The sequence below is a fragment of the Acinetobacter sp. AOR12_HL genome (assembly GCF_027855275.1).
Taxonomy (GTDB): domain Bacteria; phylum Pseudomonadota; class Gammaproteobacteria; order Pseudomonadales; family Moraxellaceae; genus Acinetobacter; species Acinetobacter baumannii.
Window position 1 is genome coordinate 97,899 of the sequence record NZ_JAKTIJ010000020.1, and the last position, 19,419, is coordinate 117,317.

The 19,419-nt window shown below is 39.2% G+C and carries 19 protein-coding genes and 1 tRNA gene; 14 read left to right on the forward strand and 6 right to left on the reverse strand.

What is annotated here, in order from left to right; translation table 11 throughout:
• The first annotated feature begins 4 nt into the window (after positions 1–4).
• Complete coding sequence (gene adeG, locus MKL36_RS09020; RefSeq protein WP_021511563.1) at positions 5–3,184, forward strand: multidrug efflux RND transporter permease subunit AdeG; 3,180 nt, start codon at positions 5–7, stop codon at positions 3,182–3,184.
• A 12-nt stretch (positions 3,185–3,196) separates the two neighbouring features.
• Positions 3,197–4,645: a multidrug efflux RND transporter outer membrane subunit AdeH gene (gene adeH / locus MKL36_RS09025; protein ID WP_021511562.1), complete on the forward strand. Its 1,449-nt coding sequence runs from the start codon at positions 3,197–3,199 to the stop codon at positions 4,643–4,645.
• A 39-nt stretch (positions 4,646–4,684) separates the two neighbouring features.
• Here adeH and glyA read toward each other — a convergent pair whose 3' ends face one another.
• Positions 4,685–5,938 (reverse strand): serine hydroxymethyltransferase, encoded by a 1,254-nt coding sequence (glyA, locus tag MKL36_RS09030; protein ID WP_000457893.1) that lies wholly within the window; start codon positions 5,936–5,938, stop codon positions 4,685–4,687.
• A 60-nt stretch (positions 5,939–5,998) separates the two neighbouring features.
• Between glyA and MKL36_RS09035 the strand changes: the two genes are divergently transcribed.
• Positions 5,999–6,151, forward strand: a complete 153-nt coding sequence (locus tag MKL36_RS09035; RefSeq protein ID WP_001985370.1) for a hypothetical protein — start codon at positions 5,999–6,001, stop codon at positions 6,149–6,151.
• 32 nt (positions 6,152–6,183) lie between these two features.
• Here MKL36_RS09035 and MKL36_RS09040 read toward each other — a convergent pair whose 3' ends face one another.
• Complete coding sequence (locus MKL36_RS09040) at positions 6,184–7,413, reverse strand: alpha/beta hydrolase (protein ID WP_021511561.1); 1,230 nt, start codon at positions 7,411–7,413, stop codon at positions 6,184–6,186.
• Between the two features lie 249 nt (positions 7,414–7,662).
• On the opposite strand from MKL36_RS09040, the gene MKL36_RS09045 reads away from it, so the two are divergent.
• From MKL36_RS09045 to MKL36_RS09095, 11 genes are all read left to right on the forward strand, one after another.
• Positions 7,663–8,349 (forward strand): putative quorum-sensing-regulated virulence factor, encoded by a 687-nt coding sequence (locus MKL36_RS09045; protein ID WP_021511560.1) that lies wholly within the window; start codon positions 7,663–7,665, stop codon positions 8,347–8,349.
• A 144-nt stretch (positions 8,350–8,493) separates the two neighbouring features.
• Positions 8,494–9,129: a hypothetical protein gene (locus MKL36_RS09050; RefSeq protein ID WP_171251867.1), complete on the forward strand. Its 636-nt coding sequence runs from the start codon at positions 8,494–8,496 to the stop codon at positions 9,127–9,129.
• 99 nt (positions 9,130–9,228) lie between these two features.
• A tRNA-Arg gene (locus MKL36_RS09055) sits at positions 9,229–9,305 on the forward strand.
• A gap of 117 nt (positions 9,306–9,422) precedes the next feature.
• Entirely contained in the window at positions 9,423–10,358 is a 936-nt protein-coding gene (locus MKL36_RS09060; protein WP_000128669.1) for an ABC transporter ATP-binding protein, read from the forward strand.
• A complete protein-coding gene (locus MKL36_RS09065; RefSeq protein ID WP_001010536.1) occupies positions 10,355–11,128 on the forward strand; it encodes an ABC transporter permease in 774 nt (257 codons plus the stop codon). The genes MKL36_RS09060 and MKL36_RS09065 overlap by 4 nt, the downstream gene beginning before the upstream one ends.
• On the forward strand, positions 11,125–11,937 hold the full coding sequence (gene queF / locus MKL36_RS09070) for an NADPH-dependent 7-cyano-7-deazaguanine reductase QueF (protein WP_000110168.1): 813 nt from the start codon (positions 11,125–11,127) through the stop codon (positions 11,935–11,937). The genes MKL36_RS09065 and queF overlap by 4 nt, the downstream gene beginning before the upstream one ends.
• Positions 11,938–11,960: 23 nt before the next feature.
• Positions 11,961–12,611 (forward strand): hypothetical protein, encoded by a 651-nt coding sequence (locus MKL36_RS09075; RefSeq protein WP_001115740.1) that lies wholly within the window; start codon positions 11,961–11,963, stop codon positions 12,609–12,611.
• Positions 12,612–12,739: 128 nt separating this feature from the next.
• Positions 12,740–13,882 carry a rod shape-determining protein RodA gene (rodA, locus tag MKL36_RS09080; RefSeq protein WP_000075224.1) on the forward strand — a complete coding sequence of 381 codons (1,143 nt, stop codon included), beginning with the start codon at positions 12,740–12,742 and terminating at the stop codon, positions 13,880–13,882.
• Positions 13,883–13,901: 19 nt separating this feature from the next.
• Positions 13,902–14,903, forward strand: coding sequence for a lytic murein transglycosylase B (gene mltB / locus MKL36_RS09085; RefSeq protein WP_021511558.1), 1,002 nt, complete (start codon positions 13,902–13,904; stop codon positions 14,901–14,903).
• Between the two features lie 290 nt (positions 14,904–15,193).
• Positions 15,194–15,811: a septal ring lytic transglycosylase RlpA family protein gene (locus tag MKL36_RS09090; protein WP_001177236.1), complete on the forward strand. Its 618-nt coding sequence runs from the start codon at positions 15,194–15,196 to the stop codon at positions 15,809–15,811.
• A gap of 558 nt (positions 15,812–16,369) precedes the next feature.
• On the forward strand, positions 16,370–16,822 hold the full coding sequence (locus tag MKL36_RS09095; RefSeq protein WP_000835608.1) for an Mpo1 family 2-hydroxy fatty acid dioxygenase: 453 nt from the start codon (positions 16,370–16,372) through the stop codon (positions 16,820–16,822).
• A 40-nt stretch (positions 16,823–16,862) separates the two neighbouring features.
• Here the strand turns inward: MKL36_RS09095 and MKL36_RS09100 are convergent, their stop codons facing one another.
• From MKL36_RS09100 to MKL36_RS09115, 4 genes are all read right to left on the reverse strand, one after another.
• Positions 16,863–17,180 carry an AzlD domain-containing protein gene (locus tag MKL36_RS09100; RefSeq protein WP_021511557.1) on the reverse strand — a complete coding sequence of 106 codons (318 nt, stop codon included), beginning with the start codon at positions 17,178–17,180 and terminating at the stop codon, positions 16,863–16,865.
• A 1-nt stretch (position 17,181) separates the two neighbouring features.
• Positions 17,182–17,898 carry an AzlC family ABC transporter permease gene (locus tag MKL36_RS09105; protein ID WP_021511556.1) on the reverse strand — a complete coding sequence of 239 codons (717 nt, stop codon included), beginning with the start codon at positions 17,896–17,898 and terminating at the stop codon, positions 17,182–17,184.
• Between the two features lie 94 nt (positions 17,899–17,992).
• Positions 17,993–18,817, reverse strand: coding sequence for a helix-turn-helix transcriptional regulator (locus MKL36_RS09110; protein ID WP_000554500.1), 825 nt, complete (start codon positions 18,815–18,817; stop codon positions 17,993–17,995).
• A 98-nt stretch (positions 18,818–18,915) separates the two neighbouring features.
• A complete protein-coding gene (locus tag MKL36_RS09115; RefSeq protein WP_000182509.1) occupies positions 18,916–19,398 on the reverse strand; it encodes a DUF3465 domain-containing protein in 483 nt (160 codons plus the stop codon).
• Between the last annotated feature and the right edge of the window lie 21 nt (positions 19,399–19,419).

The following is a 19,419-nucleotide window of genomic DNA, read 5'->3' on the forward strand; positions in this document are numbered from 1 at the left end:
ACATATGAATATTTCTAAATTTTTTATTGATCGGCCGATCTTTGCTGGTGTTTTATCAGTATTGATTTTACTCGCCGGTCTGCTTTCGGTATTCCAATTACCGATTTCTGAATATCCCGAGGTTGTTCCACCATCTGTGGTGGTACGTGCCCAATATCCGGGTGCAAACCCAAAAGTGATTGCTGAAACGGTTGCTTCTCCGCTCGAAGAGTCAATCAACGGCGTCGAAGACATGCTGTATATGCAATCTCAAGCAAACAGCGACGGTAACCTAACCATTACGGTGAACTTTAAGCTCGGTATCGACCCAGACAAAGCCCAACAATTGGTTCAAAACCGTGTGTCTCAGGCCATGCCCCGTTTACCTGAAGATGTACAGCGCTTAGGTGTAACCACACTAAAAAGCTCACCTACTTTAACTATGGTGGTACATCTGACCTCCCCAGATAATCGCTATGACATGACCTACTTACGTAACTATGCGGTGCTCAACGTAAAAGACCGTTTGGCACGTTTACAAGGTGTAGGTGAAGTCGGTTTATTTGGATCTGGTGACTACGCGATGCGCGTATGGCTTGACCCGCAAAAAGTAGCGCAGCGTAACCTCACCGCGACCGAAATTGTGAATGCAATTCGTGAACAAAATATTCAGGTTGCAGCGGGTACAATCGGTGCCTCACCAAGTAATTCCCCTTTACAACTTTCAGTCAATGCTCAAGGTCGTTTAACTACTGAACAAGAATTCGCAGATATCATTTTAAAAACTGCACCAGATGGCGCGGTTACCCGATTGGGTGATGTTGCTCGTGTTGAACTTGCAGCCTCTCAATATGGCTTACGTTCATTGCTTGATAATAAACAAGCGGTCGCGATTCCAATTTTCCAAGCACCGGGTGCGAATGCTTTACAAGTTTCCGATCAAGTGCGTAGCACGATGAAGGAGCTTTCAAAAGATTTCCCATCTTCAATTAAATACGACATTGTTTACGACCCGACTCAATTCGTACGTGCCAGTATTAAAGCGGTCGTTCATACCTTACTTGAAGCAATTGCACTGGTTGTTGTAGTCGTTATTTTATTCTTACAAACATGGCGTGCCTCAATCATTCCATTGCTTGCCGTACCAGTTTCAATTATTGGTACATTCGCGCTCATGCTCGCTTTTGGTTACTCAATCAATGCGCTATCACTGTTCGGGATGGTGCTTGCCATCGGGATTGTCGTCGATGACGCGATTGTGGTCGTCGAAAATGTCGAGAGAAATATTGAAGCAGGCTTAAACCCAAGAGAGGCGACTTACCGTGCCATGCGAGAAGTCAGTGGACCGATTATTGCCATTGCTTTAACACTTGTTGCAGTATTTGTACCTCTTGCCTTTATGACAGGCTTAACAGGGCAATTCTATAAACAATTTGCCATGACCATTGCCATTTCAACGGTTATTTCGGCATTTAACTCGCTTACCCTATCTCCGGCTTTGGCAGCGCTGTTACTGAAAGGACATGATGCTAAACCGGATGCCTTAACACGTATTATGAATCGTGTATTCGGTCGTTTCTTTGCACTGTTTAACCGTGTGTTTTCACGTGCGTCAGACAACTATGGTAAAGGCGTAAGTCGTGTTATCTCCCATAAAGCATCAGCAATGGGTGTCTATGCAGCACTGTTAGGCTTAACCGTTGGGATTTCTTATATTGTTCCGGGTGGCTTCGTTCCTGCTCAAGACAAACAATATTTGATTAGCTTTGCTCAATTACCAAACGGCGCTTCATTAGATCGTACCGAAGCAGTCATCCGTAAAATGAGTGACACTGCACTTAAACAGCCTGGTGTAGAAAGTGCTGTTGCCTTCCCTGGCCTCTCAATTAATGGTTTCACCAATAGCTCTAGCGCTGGTATTGTCTTTGTGACTTTAAAGCCATTTGATGAACGTAAGGCAAAAGACTTATCTGCAAATGCAATTGCAGGTGCGCTCAACCAGAAATATTCAGCTATTCAAGATGCCTATATCGCGGTTTTCCCACCACCACCAGTGATGGGCTTAGGTACTATGGGCGGCTTTAAACTGCAACTTGAAGACCGAGGTGCCTTAGGCTATTCAGCCTTGAATGATGCTGCACAAAACTTTATGAAAGCAGCACAATCAGCCCCTGAACTTGGTCCAATGTTCTCAAGTTATCAAATTAACGTGCCTCAACTCAATGTAGATCTGGACCGTGTAAAAGCTAAACAGCAAGGCGTTGCTGTGACAGATGTTTTCAACACTATGCAGATTTATTTAGGTTCTCAGTACGTTAACGACTTTAACCGCTTTGGACGTGTTTATCAGGTTCGTGCACAAGCCGATGCACCTTTCCGTGCTAACCCTGAAGATATTTTGCAGCTTAAAACCCGTAATAGTGCCGGACAAATGGTGCCCTTATCTTCTTTGGTGAATGTAACTCAAACTTATGGTCCTGAAATGGTCGTTCGTTATAACGGTTACACATCAGCAGATATTAACGGCGGCCCTGCCCCAGGTTATTCATCTAGCCAAGCAGAAGCTGCGGTTGAACGTATTGCTGCACAAACTCTACCGCGTGGTATCAAGTTTGAATGGACAGATTTAACTTACCAAAAAATCTTGGCTGGTAATGCAGGACTTTGGGTATTCCCAATTAGCGTATTACTCGTGTTCTTGGTTTTAGCTGCACAGTATGAAAGCTTAACCCTACCATTAGCAGTTATCTTAATTGTACCAATGGGAATCTTAGCGGCTCTGACAGGTGTCTGGTTGACAGCTGGAGATAACAATATCTTTACTCAAATCGGTCTAATGGTACTGGTCGGGCTAGCCTGTAAAAATGCCATCTTGATTGTCGAATTTGCGAGGGAACTTGAAATGCAAGGCGCGACTGCCTTTAAAGCAGCCGTTGAAGCAAGTCGTCTACGTTTACGCCCAATTTTAATGACCTCTATTGCATTTATTATGGGTGTAGTGCCACTGGTTACTTCAACTGGCGCAGGTTCTGAAATGCGACATGCGATGGGTGTTGCAGTGTTCTTCGGTATGATCGGTGTAACATTCTTTGGTTTATTCCTCACCCCGGCCTTTTACGTTCTGATTCGTACCCTCAACAGCAAACATAAACTGCATTCTGCGGCAGTTCATGAAGCGCCGTTAGCTAGCCCACAAGATCATTAAGGAGGACATTTGGTGATTACATCAAAACAAAATTGGTTGTTGTCCTCACTCATGGGAAGCCTGCTCCTTGCAGGCTGCTCATTGGCCCCAGAATATCAACCTGCAAAAGTTATAGTGCCAGTCAAATTCAAAGAATCTGACCCCAAACTTGAAGATAATAACTGGAAGATTGCCCAACCTGCCGATCAGCAAACTCGTGGTGAATGGTGGCGTATTTACAATGATGCTCAACTGAATGAACTTGAACAGCAAGCTATCGCAGGCAACCAGAACCTAAAAGCGGTGGCAGCAAATATTCAGGCTTCACGTGCACTACGTTCGGCAGCTCAAGCTGAACGCTTACCAAGTATTGATGCCGGATTTGGGCCAACCCGCCAAAAGCCGTCTCCAGCTTCACTCGGTTTAGATGACAATGCACATACTTCGGCTCAAACTTTATGGCGAGCTCAAGCCAATGTTTCATATGAGCTCGATTTATTTGGTCGTGTAGCAAGTAGTGTCAACGCAGCAACAGCGGATCTACAGCAACAAGAGGCACTATATCAGTCGGCACTTTTAGCTCTACAAGCGGATGTAGCTCAAGGTTATTTTCTGATACGTCAACTTGATACCGAACAGGCAATTTATAACCGTACAATCAAATTATTAGGTGAAACACGAGATTTAATGCAGCTTCGTTTTAAAAACGGACTGGTCAGTGAATTAGATGTTTCTCGTGCACAAACCGAACTTGCTACCGCACAAACCACTGCCCTAAATATTGCTCGTAACAGAGCCAGTGCAGAACATGCGCTTGCAGTCTTATTAGGAAAACCACCAGCAGACTTTAACTTGGCAGTTCAACCTTTAACTGCAAATAGTATCCGTCTCCCTGGCGGTTTGCCGTCAACTTTACTTGAAAGACGACCCGATATTGCGGCTGCAGAGCGTGCAATGGCAGCAGATAATGCGCGTATTGGAATTGCTCGTGCAGCATTTTTCCCAAAACTCAGTCTTACAGGAGCTTTAGGTTATGAATCTTCAAGTTTAAGCGAGTTGGGTAAATGGTCGAGTCGGACTTTTTTACTAGGGCCTGTCGCTGGTACTATTTTGTCGTTACCTTTATTTGATGGTGGACAACGTAAAGCAGGCGTTGCTCAAGCAAGAGCGGCTTATGAGGAAAGCGTCGCCAACTATAGACAAACTGTACTGAATGCATTTCGCGAAGTTGAAAATGGTTTATCTGATCAAAGAATTCTCGATCAGCAAATTCAGGCTCAAAACCAAGCACTCTCCTCTTCTCGTCATGCCAATCAACTTTCTCATTTACGTTATCGAGAAGGTGCTATTAGCTATCTTGATGTCATTGATTCTGACCGCACTATTTTGCAACAAGAACAATTAGCAGCTCAGCTGAAAGGTAGCCAAATCATTGCAAGCATCAATTTAATCCGTGCTTTAGGAGGCGGTTGGAGTAGTTAATAAAAAAGCGCCTTACGGCGCTTTTTTTATATACACAAATTATTTTGCATATACAGGGAATTTTGCACAGACAGCTTCAACTTTTGCTTTTACATCAGCAATAACTTTTTCGTCACCTTTGCTGTCAATCACGTCAGCGATCCAACCAGCAAGTTCACGAACTTCAGCTTCACCAAAACCACGAGTTGTTACTGCCGGAGTACCGATACGGATACCAGAAGTCACAAATGGAGAACGTGGGTCATTTGGAACTGAATTTTTGTTCACAGTAATGTGAGCAGCACCTAACCAAGCGTCTGCATCTTTACCAGTTACGTCTTGTTTGATTAAAGATAACAAGAATAAGTGGTTGTCTGTACCACCAGAAACAACATCATAACCACGAGCGATGAATACTTCAGCCATTGCTTGAGCATTTTTCACAACTTGTTGTTGGTAAGCTTTAAAGTCGTCAGACATTGCTTCTTTGAAGCAGATTGCTTTAGCAGCAATCGCATGCATTAATGGACCACCTTGGTTACCAGGGAATACAGCTGATTGAAGTTTTTTCTCGATTTCTTCATTCGCTTTCGCAAGGATTAAACCAGAACGTGGACCACGAAGTGTTTTGTGAGTCGTCGTTGTTGTTACGTCAGCAATTTGAACTGGGTTTGGATATACACCAGCAGCAACAAGACCAGCAACGTGAGCCATATCAACAAAAAGGTAAGCACCAACTTTGTCCGCGATGTCACGGAAACGTTGCCAATCTACAACACGGCTATAAGCAGAGAAACCAGCAACGATCATACGTGGCTTGTGTTCTAACGCTAAACGTTCAACTTCTTCGTAATCAATCTCACCAGTTTCAGCATTTAGACCATACTGAACAGCGTTATACGTTTTACCAGAGAAGCTAACTTTTGCACCGTGAGTCAAGTGACCACCGTGAGCCAAGCTCATACCTAAAACTGTATCGCCTGGGTTAAGAAGTGCTAAATAAACAGCAGAGTTAGCTTGTGAGCCAGCGTGTGGTTGAACGTTTGCGTAATCTGCACCAAAAAGTTCTTTAGCACGGTCAATCGCCATTTGCTCAATAACATCTACAAATTCGCAACCGCCATAATAGCGTTTGCCAGGATAACCTTCTGCGTATTTGTTCGTAAGTTTTGATCCTTGCGCTTCCATTACCGCAGGAGAGCAATAGTTTTCAGATGCAATTAACTCGATATGTGCTTCTTGACGCTCATCTTCAGAAGCAATTGCTTGAGCTAATTCTGGATCAAATTCAGAAATGGAAATATTGGCAAACATTAGCGGGGGTCCTATAAATTAGGGCTTTTAAGCCGTGCTAAGATTGCGGCATATTGTAGCATGAACTTTATAATTAAACAGAATGAAGTTAGCTCAGTTTTAAATAAAAATGGCTCAAGTTTTATAAAAAATGAGCCATTGTTTATAAATCAATTAAAAAGCTCGTTTAAAGCTTATATTTTAAATTTATCCATCGTTAATTTTAGCTTATAAAAATATTAAAAAGTCTTTAAATATCAATAACTCTACTGAGCTGCCAGTAAAGACTGAACATTTCCAACAATATTATCTACATTACTACTCATCGCCGTACCATGATCCCAGTTACCCGTCACATAACTATTAATTCTAGTACCTACGACAGTGGCATTAGATATCAAAATATCAGTAGCTACTTTTGGAACAGTTGTATCAGCTACCCCCTGATAAATAATAATCGGTGTCGTGACTTTTACTTGTAAGGGCTGCGAATCTTTATCTAAAAATGTTTTAACTAGCTGCACAGCCATAAAGTTAGGTTGTGTACGTGTATACCCGTCCAGTGTTCCATTATGATCTGTAGCATACTTAGTCATACCTGCCCCAAAGGCTTGGCCCAATGGTCCAGAACAAATCGTTTCTGCTTGTGCGGCAATACTTGACACTTGCGAAGTAAAGACTTGTGAATAATTAAAGGCAGGTTGAGTGTTACGAATTCCCGCAGTAACTAAAGCCGTATAAGTATCAAGTTGAGCATACATTGATATCTTTTTATCTAGAGTAGCATTAGCAACAGATTGCTCTCCAGCCACTAGAATAAAGCCTAAATTAGAAGCAGGTGCTACCGCTACTGTACCTTTATAGTCTAGTTGTGCACGGCTCGCATATTGTGCAGCACCTAATGCAGCATGCCCCCCTTGCGAATGTCCTATTGTTAACCATTTTTTTGAAGTTAATAAGTTACGCTGTAATAAATAATTGCGTGTTGCAACCACCGCATCTGTAATTGAAAAAGCCTCACTTTTAACATTTAAAAAAGGATGTATGCCTGGTGTACCTAAACCTTCATAGTCAGGTGCGACCACAACATAACCCGCTGCTAATAATTTACTAATTAAATCTTTTGTACTATCTGCTAAAGCTGCTTTACTTGGTGCGCAAGCATCTGCCACACCCGTAGTACCATGCGCCCAGACTACAATGGGCCAACCGCCTACTGGTGGTGGAGTGTTTGGTGTAAATACCAAACTGGTTGCCTGCACTTCTTGACCACTTTGACCCAACATTTTATAAGTCAAAATACTACTTTCTGCGGCAACTGATCCTAAGTTGGTGCTTGTGTAAGCCTCGACCTTAACGACTGGATTTTGAATATTATTGGTTGGAGTCCCAGATGGATTAGTAGGAGCTGGGCCATCATCACTACTCCCTCCTCCACAAGCGACTAAAAATAAACTCGTGCTAAGAACGCTCGTCATTAATAGGTTCATTTTCATTGGTATATCTTCCCTTAAATTCCATTTTTGTTTTGCTTTAGTTTTTTAATCAACATTTCCTAATGTCTTAAAAATATTTACGCCTAATCTTTATTTTCCGCAAGTTCTATTGGATGAAATTAATCTCTGAAAACTTTATTTTTAATATAAATTAACGTTCTCGCTACTCTCAGCCCTCACTTCATGTTTTAAAGTGGGTAGCCAACTGTTAACATTCTTGATTACTCGTGATTGATTAAAGGGCCAGTTATGCAAACCATTATTTTAGATACAGAAACACATACACTAAATGGTTTGCCTATTGAAATTGCGTATGCCCCGATTGAAATTAATGAAGGCAAGCTCACCTTAGATAAAAGCAAATTGTTCGATCAGCTCTATCAAGTCGGTACCCCTATTTCTTACGCGGCTATGGCAGTTCACCATATATTAGAGTCAGATTTAGAAAACCAGCCCCACTATAAAACTTTTAAATTGCCAGAGACTACAACTTATATTATTGGTCACAATATTGATTACGATATTGCCGCGATTGCTCGTTGTGGTGTGGATGTATCGAATATCAAACCGATTTGTACTCTAGCTTTAGCGCGCAAAACTTGGCCTGATGCAGAAGCGCATAATATCTCAGCACTGATCTATATGATTTCTCAAGGCAGCAGTAAAGCTCGTGAATTACTCAAAGGCGCGCACCGTGCCGATGCGGATATTATTTTAACTGCCAATATCTTGATGCATATTGTCTATCATTTAAATATTCATGACATTGAAGAGTTGTACCGTGTTTCTGAAGAAGCACGTATTCCCACAACAATTAACTTTGGCAAGCATAAAGGTACAGCTATTGCTGAACTCCCTAAAGACTATATTCAATGGCTATTGCGCCAAGACGAGCTGGATGTCTATCTACGTAAGGCATTAGAAAGTGCATTTTAACGGCCTAAATAGATGATATTCATAAATTCTTCATCATATTGTCATTTTTGAGTTTTATCGTTAGCCCCATTTATATTTTATTAAGAACAGTACTGTTTGATAGAAAAAATCAAACAGGCTGCTTCATTTTTATATTGGGGAATAATGATGGCTGGTTTTTATCGAACCAATTTGGGAAGAGTCGCGCTTCAACAACGTAATATTGCTTTAAATCCCAAACAAAGACGTTTACTTCTATTAATTGATCATGAAGATTTTCAAACTCTCAATACCGAGTTTAAAAAACGCATTGCTCCACCAGAACTCATTCAACAACTTATTGACTTAAAGCTTATTGCCCCTATTAGCGAAAACGATTCAGAATTTACTGAACAAATACCTCTCTCAGAATCACCTACCACGAGTTTAGAAGTAAAAGTGCAACAAAAAAGCACTATAGATGAAAATGAAAATGCCGATTTGACTGGAGAAATTAAAGTTTCTCTAGAATCATCATGCCATTCTTCAAATATTGAAAATATCCAACCCGTAGTTCCATTTAAACAACTTACTTTTGAAGAAATACAACAATTAATGAAGCAAAGCTTGAGTCAATACTGTGGACTTATGGCCAAACCACTTATTCAGAAAATAGAACAAATTAAAAATCTTCAAGAACTGAAAATGTGCCAAATGCAATGGATTACCAGTTTGCAAGAGTCAAGGATTCCCCCTCATGAGCTCGCACATACGCTTCACTCTATTAATTATTCAATTCAGCTCATTCAGCAAAAGAACTAAAACATAACAAGCTGCTGTTTAATTAAGCATTAAATTCACTTGGTACGTATTTCGTGCTTTACCTGCAAGTGTTTTTTTCCTATGATGTGCCCCACACATGCGCTCGTAGCTCAGTTGGATAGAGTACAGGTTTCCGAAGCCTGGGGTCGTGGGTTCGATCCCCGCCGAGCGCACCATTTTATATATAATAACTTCATAAATTTATCTCAATTTTATAAAATTCCGACTATTTTACTTGGTTTATTAATCATTATCGCTCAAAATATACCCCTCTTTCATAATGTGAGAATTTCATGACTGATGCTTTGGTTTTAAGAGATTTGTCCAAAACATATCGTAATGGTTTTCAGGCGTTAAAAGGTATTAACCTCACTGTGCCTGAAGGTGAATTTTATGCGTTGTTAGGTCCAAATGGCGCCGGCAAATCAACAACCATTGGTATTATCAGCTCCCTCACGAAAAAGACCTCAGGAACAGTTGAGATTTTCGGACATAATCTCGATACTCATCCATCCTTGGCAAAACAGCAGCTTGGCGTTGTCCCTCAGGAATTTAACTTTGGGCAGTTTGAAAAAGCATTTGATATTTTAGTAACGCAAGCTGGTTATTACGGTATCCATAGAAAGATTGCAGAAAAGCGCGCAGAACATTATTTAGAAAAACTGGGCCTATGGGAAAAACGTAATATACAAGCACGCATGCTGTCGGGTGGTATGAAACGCCGTCTTATGATTGCCCGTGCCATGATGCATGAGCCTAAACTTCTTATTTTAGATGAGCCTACTGCGGGTGTAGATATTGAGTTACGCCGTTCTATGTGGGATTTTCTGACTGAAATGAACGAAAACGGTACTTCTATTATTTTAACGACACATTATCTCGAAGAAGCAGAAATGTTGTGTCGTCAAATTGCCATCATTGACCGTGGTGTCATTAAAGAAGATACCAGCATGAAAAGTTTCTTAAACCAGCTGAGTGAAGAGTCTTTTATTTTTGATTTGGCTGAACCTATTGCCCCACTCCAGCTCAATATTATTGGTGTGAAGTTCAACTTAATTGATAGTAGTACTTTAGAAGTAACAATGGATAAAGCACATACATTAAATGATTTATTCCAACTTTTAGAGTCACAAGGTATTCGTGTTCGCAGCATGCGAAATAAATCGAATCGTCTTGAAGAGCTATTTGTCAAAATGGTCGAGAAAAATCTTGAAGGAGCGGCAAAATGAACTTTAACCAACTGCAAATTGCCCTCTGGACTCTAGTTCGTAAAGAAGTACGCCGATTTCTACGCATTTGGCCACAAACCTTATTACCACCTGCAATTACCATGAGTTTGTACTTTGTCATTTTCGGTAATTTAGTTGGCTCACGTATTGGTGAAATGGGTGGCGTAAGTTACATGCAATTTATTGTACCTGGCCTCATCATGATGGCTGTCATTACCAACAGTTATGCCAATGTATCATCGAGTTTCTTTAGTGTGAAATTTCAAAAAAGCATTGAAGAGCTGATTATGAGCCCTGTACCTCTGCATATTATTTTGTGGGGCTATGTTATTGGTGGTATTTGTCGAGGTGTCTTGGTTGGTGCAATCGTTACCGCGATGAGTATGTTTTTTACTGATCTTTTTATCCATAACTGGTTCGTAACTATATATACAGTATTAATTACATCCGTTTTATTTTCTTTAGGCGGTTTTATTAATGCAGTCTACGCAAAATCATTTGATGATATTTCTATTATTCCAACATTTGTACTTACTCCACTTACCTATTTAGGTGGTGTGTTTTATGCCATTAGTGCACTTGGTCCTTTTTGGCAAAAACTTTCTTTAATTAATCCTATTGTTTATATGGTAAATGCTTTCCGTTTCGGCATTTTAGGTCATAGTGACGTGAACGTTTCGTTCTCTTTAATCATTGTGACATTATGCTGTGCTGTACTTTACGGAATTGCTTATTATTTACTTGCTCGTGGTTCAGGAATGCGTGAATGAGTGTCGAACAGTCTTTATTGGGTAAAGAAACCCAATATCCAACTAGCTATCAACCCGATGTGTTATTTCCAATTGCACGTGCTCAATCTCGTGAAAAATATGCTCATATCGAAGGTATAACCCAAGGTAAAGATTGGTGGCACGTTTTCGAAATTTCTTGGTTGAATGCTCACGGTATTCCACAGGTTGCTATTGGCAGAATTACACTGCCAGCTTCTTCACCGAATTTAATTGAATCAAAGTCATTAAAACTTTATTTCAATAGTCTTAACTTCACTCAGTTTGACTCTACACAGTCATTCATTGAAACAGTTGAAAAAGATCTATCTGCTGCGGCAGGTGCAAAAGTTGAATTAACCCTATTTCAAGTAGATGATTTAGAGATTTCTAAACCTCAAGGGATCTGTATTGATGATCTTATGCCAGAGCGTTTAGAACGACACCCTGATGCTACTCTCTTAAAACTTGATGAGTCAGGTGAAGAAATCGAAGTTGAACTGTATTCTCATCTTTTGAGAAGTAACTGCCCAGTCACGGGTCAACCGGATTGGGGGACAGTTTTTATTCGTTTTAAGGGCAAAAAACCTTGTTATCGTAGTCTTTTAGCCTATATTATTTCGTACCGTCAGCATAACGGTTTCCACGAACAATGTGTCGAACAAATCTTTGCCGATATTTGGCAAAATTTGCAACCTGAAAAGCTGATGGTTTATGCAACTTATACTCGCCGCGGTGGACTTGATATCAATCCTTGCCGAGTATCGGATCTTACATGGATGCCAAAACCGATTCGATTGGCACGACAATAAAACGAATAATTTGAGGATACACCATGCCGTTTTTTGGTTTTACCCCTTCTGAAGGCTTATTGAACGATATACAGACTGGAATTGCGAATAAAAATTCTAGTGAACCGTTATATCCACTTCGAGACAAAATCGCTTTACAACTCAATGAAGAAATTATTGAAAATGTACTTACCCAGTTAGTACAACATTTCCCAGCGAGTGAAAAAAGAGATACTGCCGAAAAACTAGCTGGTTATGTCAAATCAACAGTTGCCGTGCTTTTAAAGCAATTACTCAGCAAAGCGCCAAACGATGTGGTTAAACAGTCAGTTGAGTTTTCAGAGAAAAGCTTATTTAAAGATCCGCAGGGCCAATATAAAGTTGGCGTAGCTTTAGATGCTGGCCTAGTCACCAACTTGAAGCATAATTTTGCCGAGCTTCAAGCGGGTAATGACATTAATAAAGCAGCATTAGCAGAACTATATAAACAGTTCGGTGATGCTATGGTGAGACATTTTATGTCTGACTTTAATAAAACATTAGATTTAGGCATGATTAAGCGTAAAGCAGCCGATATTGGCGCTGCTGCTGTAACTAAAGCAGTTCATATTGCGATCGACAAACTCATTCCAAGTTTAAATCGCACTGAACTAAAAGCGATGGCTGAATATCATGATGGACTATTCTTTAACTAATAAAAAATAGTCTATCGGAAACCTGGTGAGAGCCAGGTTTTTTTATTGCAAAATATTGATATACATTGTCATAAATCAGGTTTATGTTAGCATGCGCCAAGCACTGATTGACCTTTAGTTAAAGCCGCATGTCTCCTAGTCCACAATATAAATTTTTACGCCAAGCTCCTCGAGATGGCCTTAGTACTGCCATGCAACCTTCGCGCTGGCAGCAGCTTCATATTGACCCTTGGTTATGCCTATTTTTATTCCTAAATGCATTGTTAGGTTTAACGGTACTTTATAGTGCATCTGCACAAGATGTGGGACTCGTCAGTAAACAGGCCATGAGCTTTGGTATCGGCTTTCTGGTCATGATTAGCCTAGCGCAAATTCCACCCAAGGTTTATCAAGCTTTTTCACCTTATTTTTATTTATTTGGCCTGTTTTCCTTAATTGGCGTTATGGTTTTTGGTGAAGTTCGCATGGGTGCGCAGCGCTGGATCGATATTCCGGGGTTCGGGAGTGTTCAACCCAGCGAATTTATGAAAATTGGCATGCCAATGATGGTTGCATGGTTTTTAGCTCGCAAACCTCTTCCTCCTAGCTTCTCGCAGGTTATTTTGTCTTTAATGTTAATTGGTGTTCCATTTTTACTTATTGCAGAACAGCCTGACCTAGGAACATCACTATTAGTATTAGCAAGTGGTATTTTTGTACTATTCTTGAGTGGGCTATCTTGGCGCATGATCGGTGCAGCAGCAGCTTGTGCAGCTATTGTGATTCCAATTGCATGGGAATTCCTTTTACACGACTATCAACGTCAACGAGTATTAACGTTGCTTGACCCAGAAGCGGATGCTTTAGGAACAGGCTGGAACATTATTCAGTCCAAAACAGCAATCGGTTCTGGTGGGTTCTCAGGTAAAGGTTTCCTCGAAGGTACTCAATCACATTTACACTTCTTACCAGAAGGCCATACTGACTTTATTATTGCTGCTTACTCAGAAGAATTCGGTTTAATTGGTGTACTTATATTAGTAATTCTTTATTCGGCCATTATTTTTAGAACATTTCAAATCGGTTTACAAAGCTTTCATAATTATGGCCGATTAGTGGCTGGCGCGTTTGGTTTGTCTTTTTTTGTTTATGTATTTGTAAACGCAGGAATGGTCAGTGGTATTTTACCTGTAGTGGGTGTTCCCTTACCTTTTATGAGTTATGGCGGTACCGCTATTATTACTTTAATGGCCACTTTTGGTTTAGTCATGTCTATTCATACACATCGATAATTTGGAATTTAAAAAAGATATGTTGTCTCAATTTGTTAATAAAACTTTAAAAGTGCTCGCCTTGTGTACTGGCCTTATTAGCACAAGTCATTTTGCTCAGGCCAATGATTTTGTAACTCATCCTAACTATTTAAATTTTAAACAAAAAGCCATGAGCACTTATGGCTTAAGCGGTGAACAGGTTGACGCCGCTATGAATGGTGCAAAAAATTTACCAAACATTATAAATATTATGACTCGCCCTGGTGAAAGTAAGCCTTGGTACGACTATCGCTCTATGTTTTTAGTCGAAGGTACTATTCAACGTGGTGTCCGCTTTAAAAACCAATATGCCGATGCTCTCAATCGTGCTGAACAACAATTTGGTGTCTCTCAAGCGGTTATTCTAGGCATTTTAGGTGTTGAAACAGGTTATGGAGCCAATAAAGGTTCGTTTATTACTCGTGATGCACTTGCAACGTTAGCTTTTGGCTACCCACGCCGTGCTGAATATTTTGGCGATGAGTTAGCTGCTCTCATTGCATGGACTTACAAAGAAGGTTATCCAACCAATAGTATTGTAGGTTCTTATGCTGGTGCCATTGGCTTCCCGCAGTTTATGCCAAGCAACATTAGTAAGTACGGGGTCGACTTTGATGGTAATGGTCATATCGACCTACGAAACTCTGCAGAAGATGCGATTGGTTCAATCGCAAATTACTTAGCAAAACAAGGCTGGCAACGCGATCAACCTATTGGTTTTATGGCTCGTTACACAGGTTCAAATCCGGAAAGTATCATTGCTAAAGATTTGACCCAGCCCACTCCGTATGGTGCACTAAAAAATCAAGGGATTTCCCCTTTAAATCCGTTAGTCAAAATTGATGACTTAGATATGGTAAATGTTATTCAATTACAAGACTATAACGCTCCAATTTACTATTTAACCTATCCGAACTTTCAAGTAATTACGACTTATAACAAAAGCCGAATGTATGCGACTGCCGTATGGTTGTTAGGTACAGAAGTAGCTAGCCGATAGGCTAGCTTTTTGATGAGTTTATGTAAAAGTCAATAAATATTTTTGTTAAATCGATCACAATACATACATTTTAAACACCTTGTTACATATTTGGTTATTTTTTAACCTAAAACTGTAAGTTTTTGCCCTTTTTGTAACTATTTCTCGTTAAAGACTAGACACTCTCCGTAAGCGATGAATATTATCCACCCCAATCAAGCAATTGCAAAAGTGAATAATTAGGCATGTTCACTTCAATTTTTAGCTCTTTGGCTAAATGAAAAAGTGCATGTTCTCAGGAGTTTATATAAATGCAGTTATCGCTGAAATACATTCTTGCACTGACGGCTAGTTTAAGCATGGCCCCACTGCACGCTGAAATGATGCAATCATCATCATTAAATAGCGATGTAGATGGTCCAAATGCAAATTTAGCTGCTCGTGTGTTGAGTAAAGATACTCAAAACTTTAATTCCCGTTTCTCTAACATTAACAGTCTTTCAATCACTGAACGTTCTGGCGATCAAATCCGTCGTCAAGCTATCGCAGCTAAAATTGAAATCCCTGAAGATGAGCCTTCAGTGATTGAAAAACTTAACACAGTAGCTTCAAATACTGTTCGTAAGTTTAGCCAAACTGGCATGGCATCGTGGTATGGTCGTCAATTTCATGGCCGTAAAACTGCAAGTGGTGAAACATTCGATATGAATGCACTTACTGCTGCTCACCGTAGCTTACCGCTTAACTGTTATATCCGTGTCACCAACAAAGACAATGGCAAAAGCGTAGTGGTAAAAGTAAACGATCGTGGTCCTTTCCATGGTAATCGTGTGCTTGATTTATCATACGGTGCAGCTAAACGCCTTGGTATTACCAATGCTGGTACTGCTAAAGTAAGTATTGAGCGTGTAGACGGTCCTACTTCATAAGCGATTACTCCTCGAGTTCATGAAAAAGCCACCAGTTAAGTTGTGGCTTTTTTAATATAAAAAGAGCAAAAAAAAACCCTATAAAAATTTTGTGTCTAGACTCGTTTTTTCATTACAAAAATGATTATTTTTTAACCCAAAAACACACTGATTTATTCTTTATCGATTTTTGCGCATATTTTTTGATTACAGCCATTTTTAAATAATTCCGCTACCCTAGTACCACTTTAGTCTAAAAAGAGCTGTTTATTGTGTTTTAAGACAAGATGAGTTGAGTATTTTTCTATTATTTCCCCACTCTTCATGAAAATGAGATTTTTTTGAGGATTTGTCTCTTTCAAAATCACAAATAAATAACCTGAAATTTTTGAGCTCAGCCCTCCCTTTCTTCAGTACAGTTTTTCATTTTTGTGCCGCAATGAATAAACTTTAAATTTTAGGCTTACTTGATTTAACAAACATGTCGATATACAACTTGTCTTGTCTCTCTCGGTAACGAGAGGATAAAATATAAACAGAAAAAGAATGACTCAAAATTAGACAAGGAGAACAAGGTCTATGAAATCTATCGGTGAATGGTTTGATGAATATAGTGAAAGTCATCAAAACCCGATAAATAAAAAAATTCACTGGGTATGTGTTCCAGCTATTTTATTTTCGATTATTGGAATTATTGCTCACTTTAGTGCCCTACTCACCGCTTTACTCGTAGTACTGACCCTCATTTTTTATGCTCGGCTTGATCTTGTACTTGCAGTAGCAATGGCTGCTCTACTTGTTGTGATGGCATGGCTTATTTATGTTCTGCCAGTAGGTGTAGGATTTTATATTGCTCTTTTTGTGTTTGCCTGGATTGGACAATTTTATGGACATAAAGTTGAAGGAAAAAAACCTTCTTTCTTTAAAGATTTGCAATTTCTCTTGATTGGTCCAGTCTGGTGTATGGATGCTTATCTTGCAAAGATATTACCTCATTGGAAAAGCCGTCAGAAGAAACTGATTGCTCAATAAATTTTGAAGAAGCTGAATCCTAAAAAGATTCAGCTTTAACTTATTGATTTATTAAAAAATTTATAAAATAAAAAAATGCTAGGCTCAGCAGAACGCTCGGTAACACTTTTTTAAAATAGAAAGCCACGACAATACAAAATATCGTTGCGTATAAGTAAGGGTTATCTAAAAATCCTCTTAATTCATTATTTTCAAAAAAAATTACTGGAATACAAATAGCACTTAATAAACAAGGAGCTGAATAATTCAACATTTTATTCATAAGTACTGGTAATTTAACTTTTACGTTTGGTTCCAAAAAATAATAACGATTAAAAAATACGATAGCTGCCAATCCTAAAATCATGAGCCATGACATTTTATTTTTCTCCTATTTTATTTTCGACTATTACCGCAATAAACATCCCCAATAAACCAGAAATTAGAATGGCTCCTTCTATATGAAAATACTTAAGTACAAAACCACTGACACAAGTCATTAAAATGCCTGCCATTACAGGCTTCCCCTTACACATAGGAACAATCATGGCAACAAAAATAGTAATAATGGAAAAATCCAAATGATAATTTAATAAGTTAGGTAGCGCGGTTGCTAATAAAATACCAACTAAACTAAAAACCACCCAAAATAAATAAAAGCAAAGACCTGCTCCGAATAAGTATTGAGGATGTTTTTTCTCATTAGGAACACTTACTGCAAATAATTCGTCGGTAAGCAGAAACCCTAAAGTTAATCTTTTTGAGAGAGGCAAAATAGAAATGTCATTTCTTAAAGTTAAAGCATAAATAAAATGTTGAGCAGTAAGAAAGAAAATAGTGACATAGATGGTTAATAACGATGCACCTTCCATCACCATGCTTAAACTTACTAATTGCGCAGCGCCAGCAAACACAATTCCTGACATCGCTAGTGCTTTATAAAATGATAAACCCGCATGAATTGCCATTGATCCAGCTAAAATAGCCCATGGTATAACCGAAATAGATAGTGGCAATATATCTATCGCCCCTCGTAAAAAAAGATGCGGTGGTCGGCTTTTAGAAAATCTAATAGATTGATTTAAATGAGTATTCATCCCTAGACATCTATAACAGTTATTATTTATAGATTTTCTGGTATTTAGCTCAGCTTCTCTTGAACAAAATTGCGGTTAGCACTGCAAATAAATTTTAAAGATTAAGACTCGCCACATATTGGGTTGGTGTAACACCCATCGCCTTTTTAAAATGACGATTAAAATGGCTTTGATCAGAAAAACCACATTGCTGTGCAACCATTACAATTTGAACGCCTTGTTTTAATAATTGTCTCGCTTTTTGCAAACGCGCCTGTACTAACCATGCATGAGGCGGTAAACCTACATGTTTTTTAAATTGTCTTAAAAAATGCCATGCACTTAATCCGACCATATCAGCCAATTCCTGCAAAGAAAAATTCTTTTCAGGCATATCAGCTAACAAATCTTTAACTTTTAATACTTTTGAATAAGCTTCTGGTAACTCGCAAAAGGTGTGTCTTGACTTACCATGACGTACCATTAAGCAGGCTAATGTTGATAAATACATGGTTTCTTTAAGCAAAAAATTGTCTTTTTGTTCTAATAAATCAAATAATAAACAGAGTTGTTGAGATAATCCCAAGTCCTGAATTACAGCTTGCGGAAACCAAGGTGCCCCATGGCCTTGCTCAAAAAAATCTTGGCTTACTTCAGCAAGCATTTCGGGCGTAGGATAGATTGCACGGTAACGCCAGCCCGATTCAACAGCAGATGAGCCTGTGTGAATTTCATCTGCATTAACTAAAATAATGTCACCTTTAGGAGCAACATGTAGTTGACCCGTCCTAAAAAAAGACTGTGCACCCTCTTCAATGACACCAATACAATATCCTTCATGAGTATGCTTTGAAAATTGTGTTTGGTGATAATGTGCTTTTAATAATTCTAAACCGCCCAACTCTCGCAAATGCAAGTAGTCAGCCTGTTCCCGGTGCATATATACATCTCATCTATTTATCTACAAAAAAACATAGCATGTTTTAAAAAGATGCATAGAACAAAATTGCTGTTATGCGGAAATGGATACCCTATTTTCTATTGATAAATACGACCATTATGTTTTAGCCAACCATTTTCATGGCGGTTCTGTGGATCATGATGCGTCCAATGTAATACTCCACCTTTTTCGTTATATTCATATTCCCCGTTAAATTCGACAATATCACCCTTTCTTAAATCTTCAATTTTTGGTGCTAAATCAATATTATGTGCTACTAAAATTGAAAGACCATTTTTTAATACCAAAATAAATTTCTGGTGTCTCGACCCATCATTATCTTCTCTTAAGATTGCTTTTACTCGACCACTACCCTGCACTTGAACGTTACTTTGTCTACGTTCATAAGCAGCCTTTATGGTATCTACTCCATCATTTGAAAACGTCGTTTCAGTACGCTGATTCACAGGTATACTTGATGGTGTCGGATTGTTTTTATGCCCAGATAAGTCCAGACCCAAATATGCAGCAATCAATAAAACAATTATGCCGCCAATACCTAGATTCTTTTTATTTGTCATCTTTATATTCCGTTTTCAACA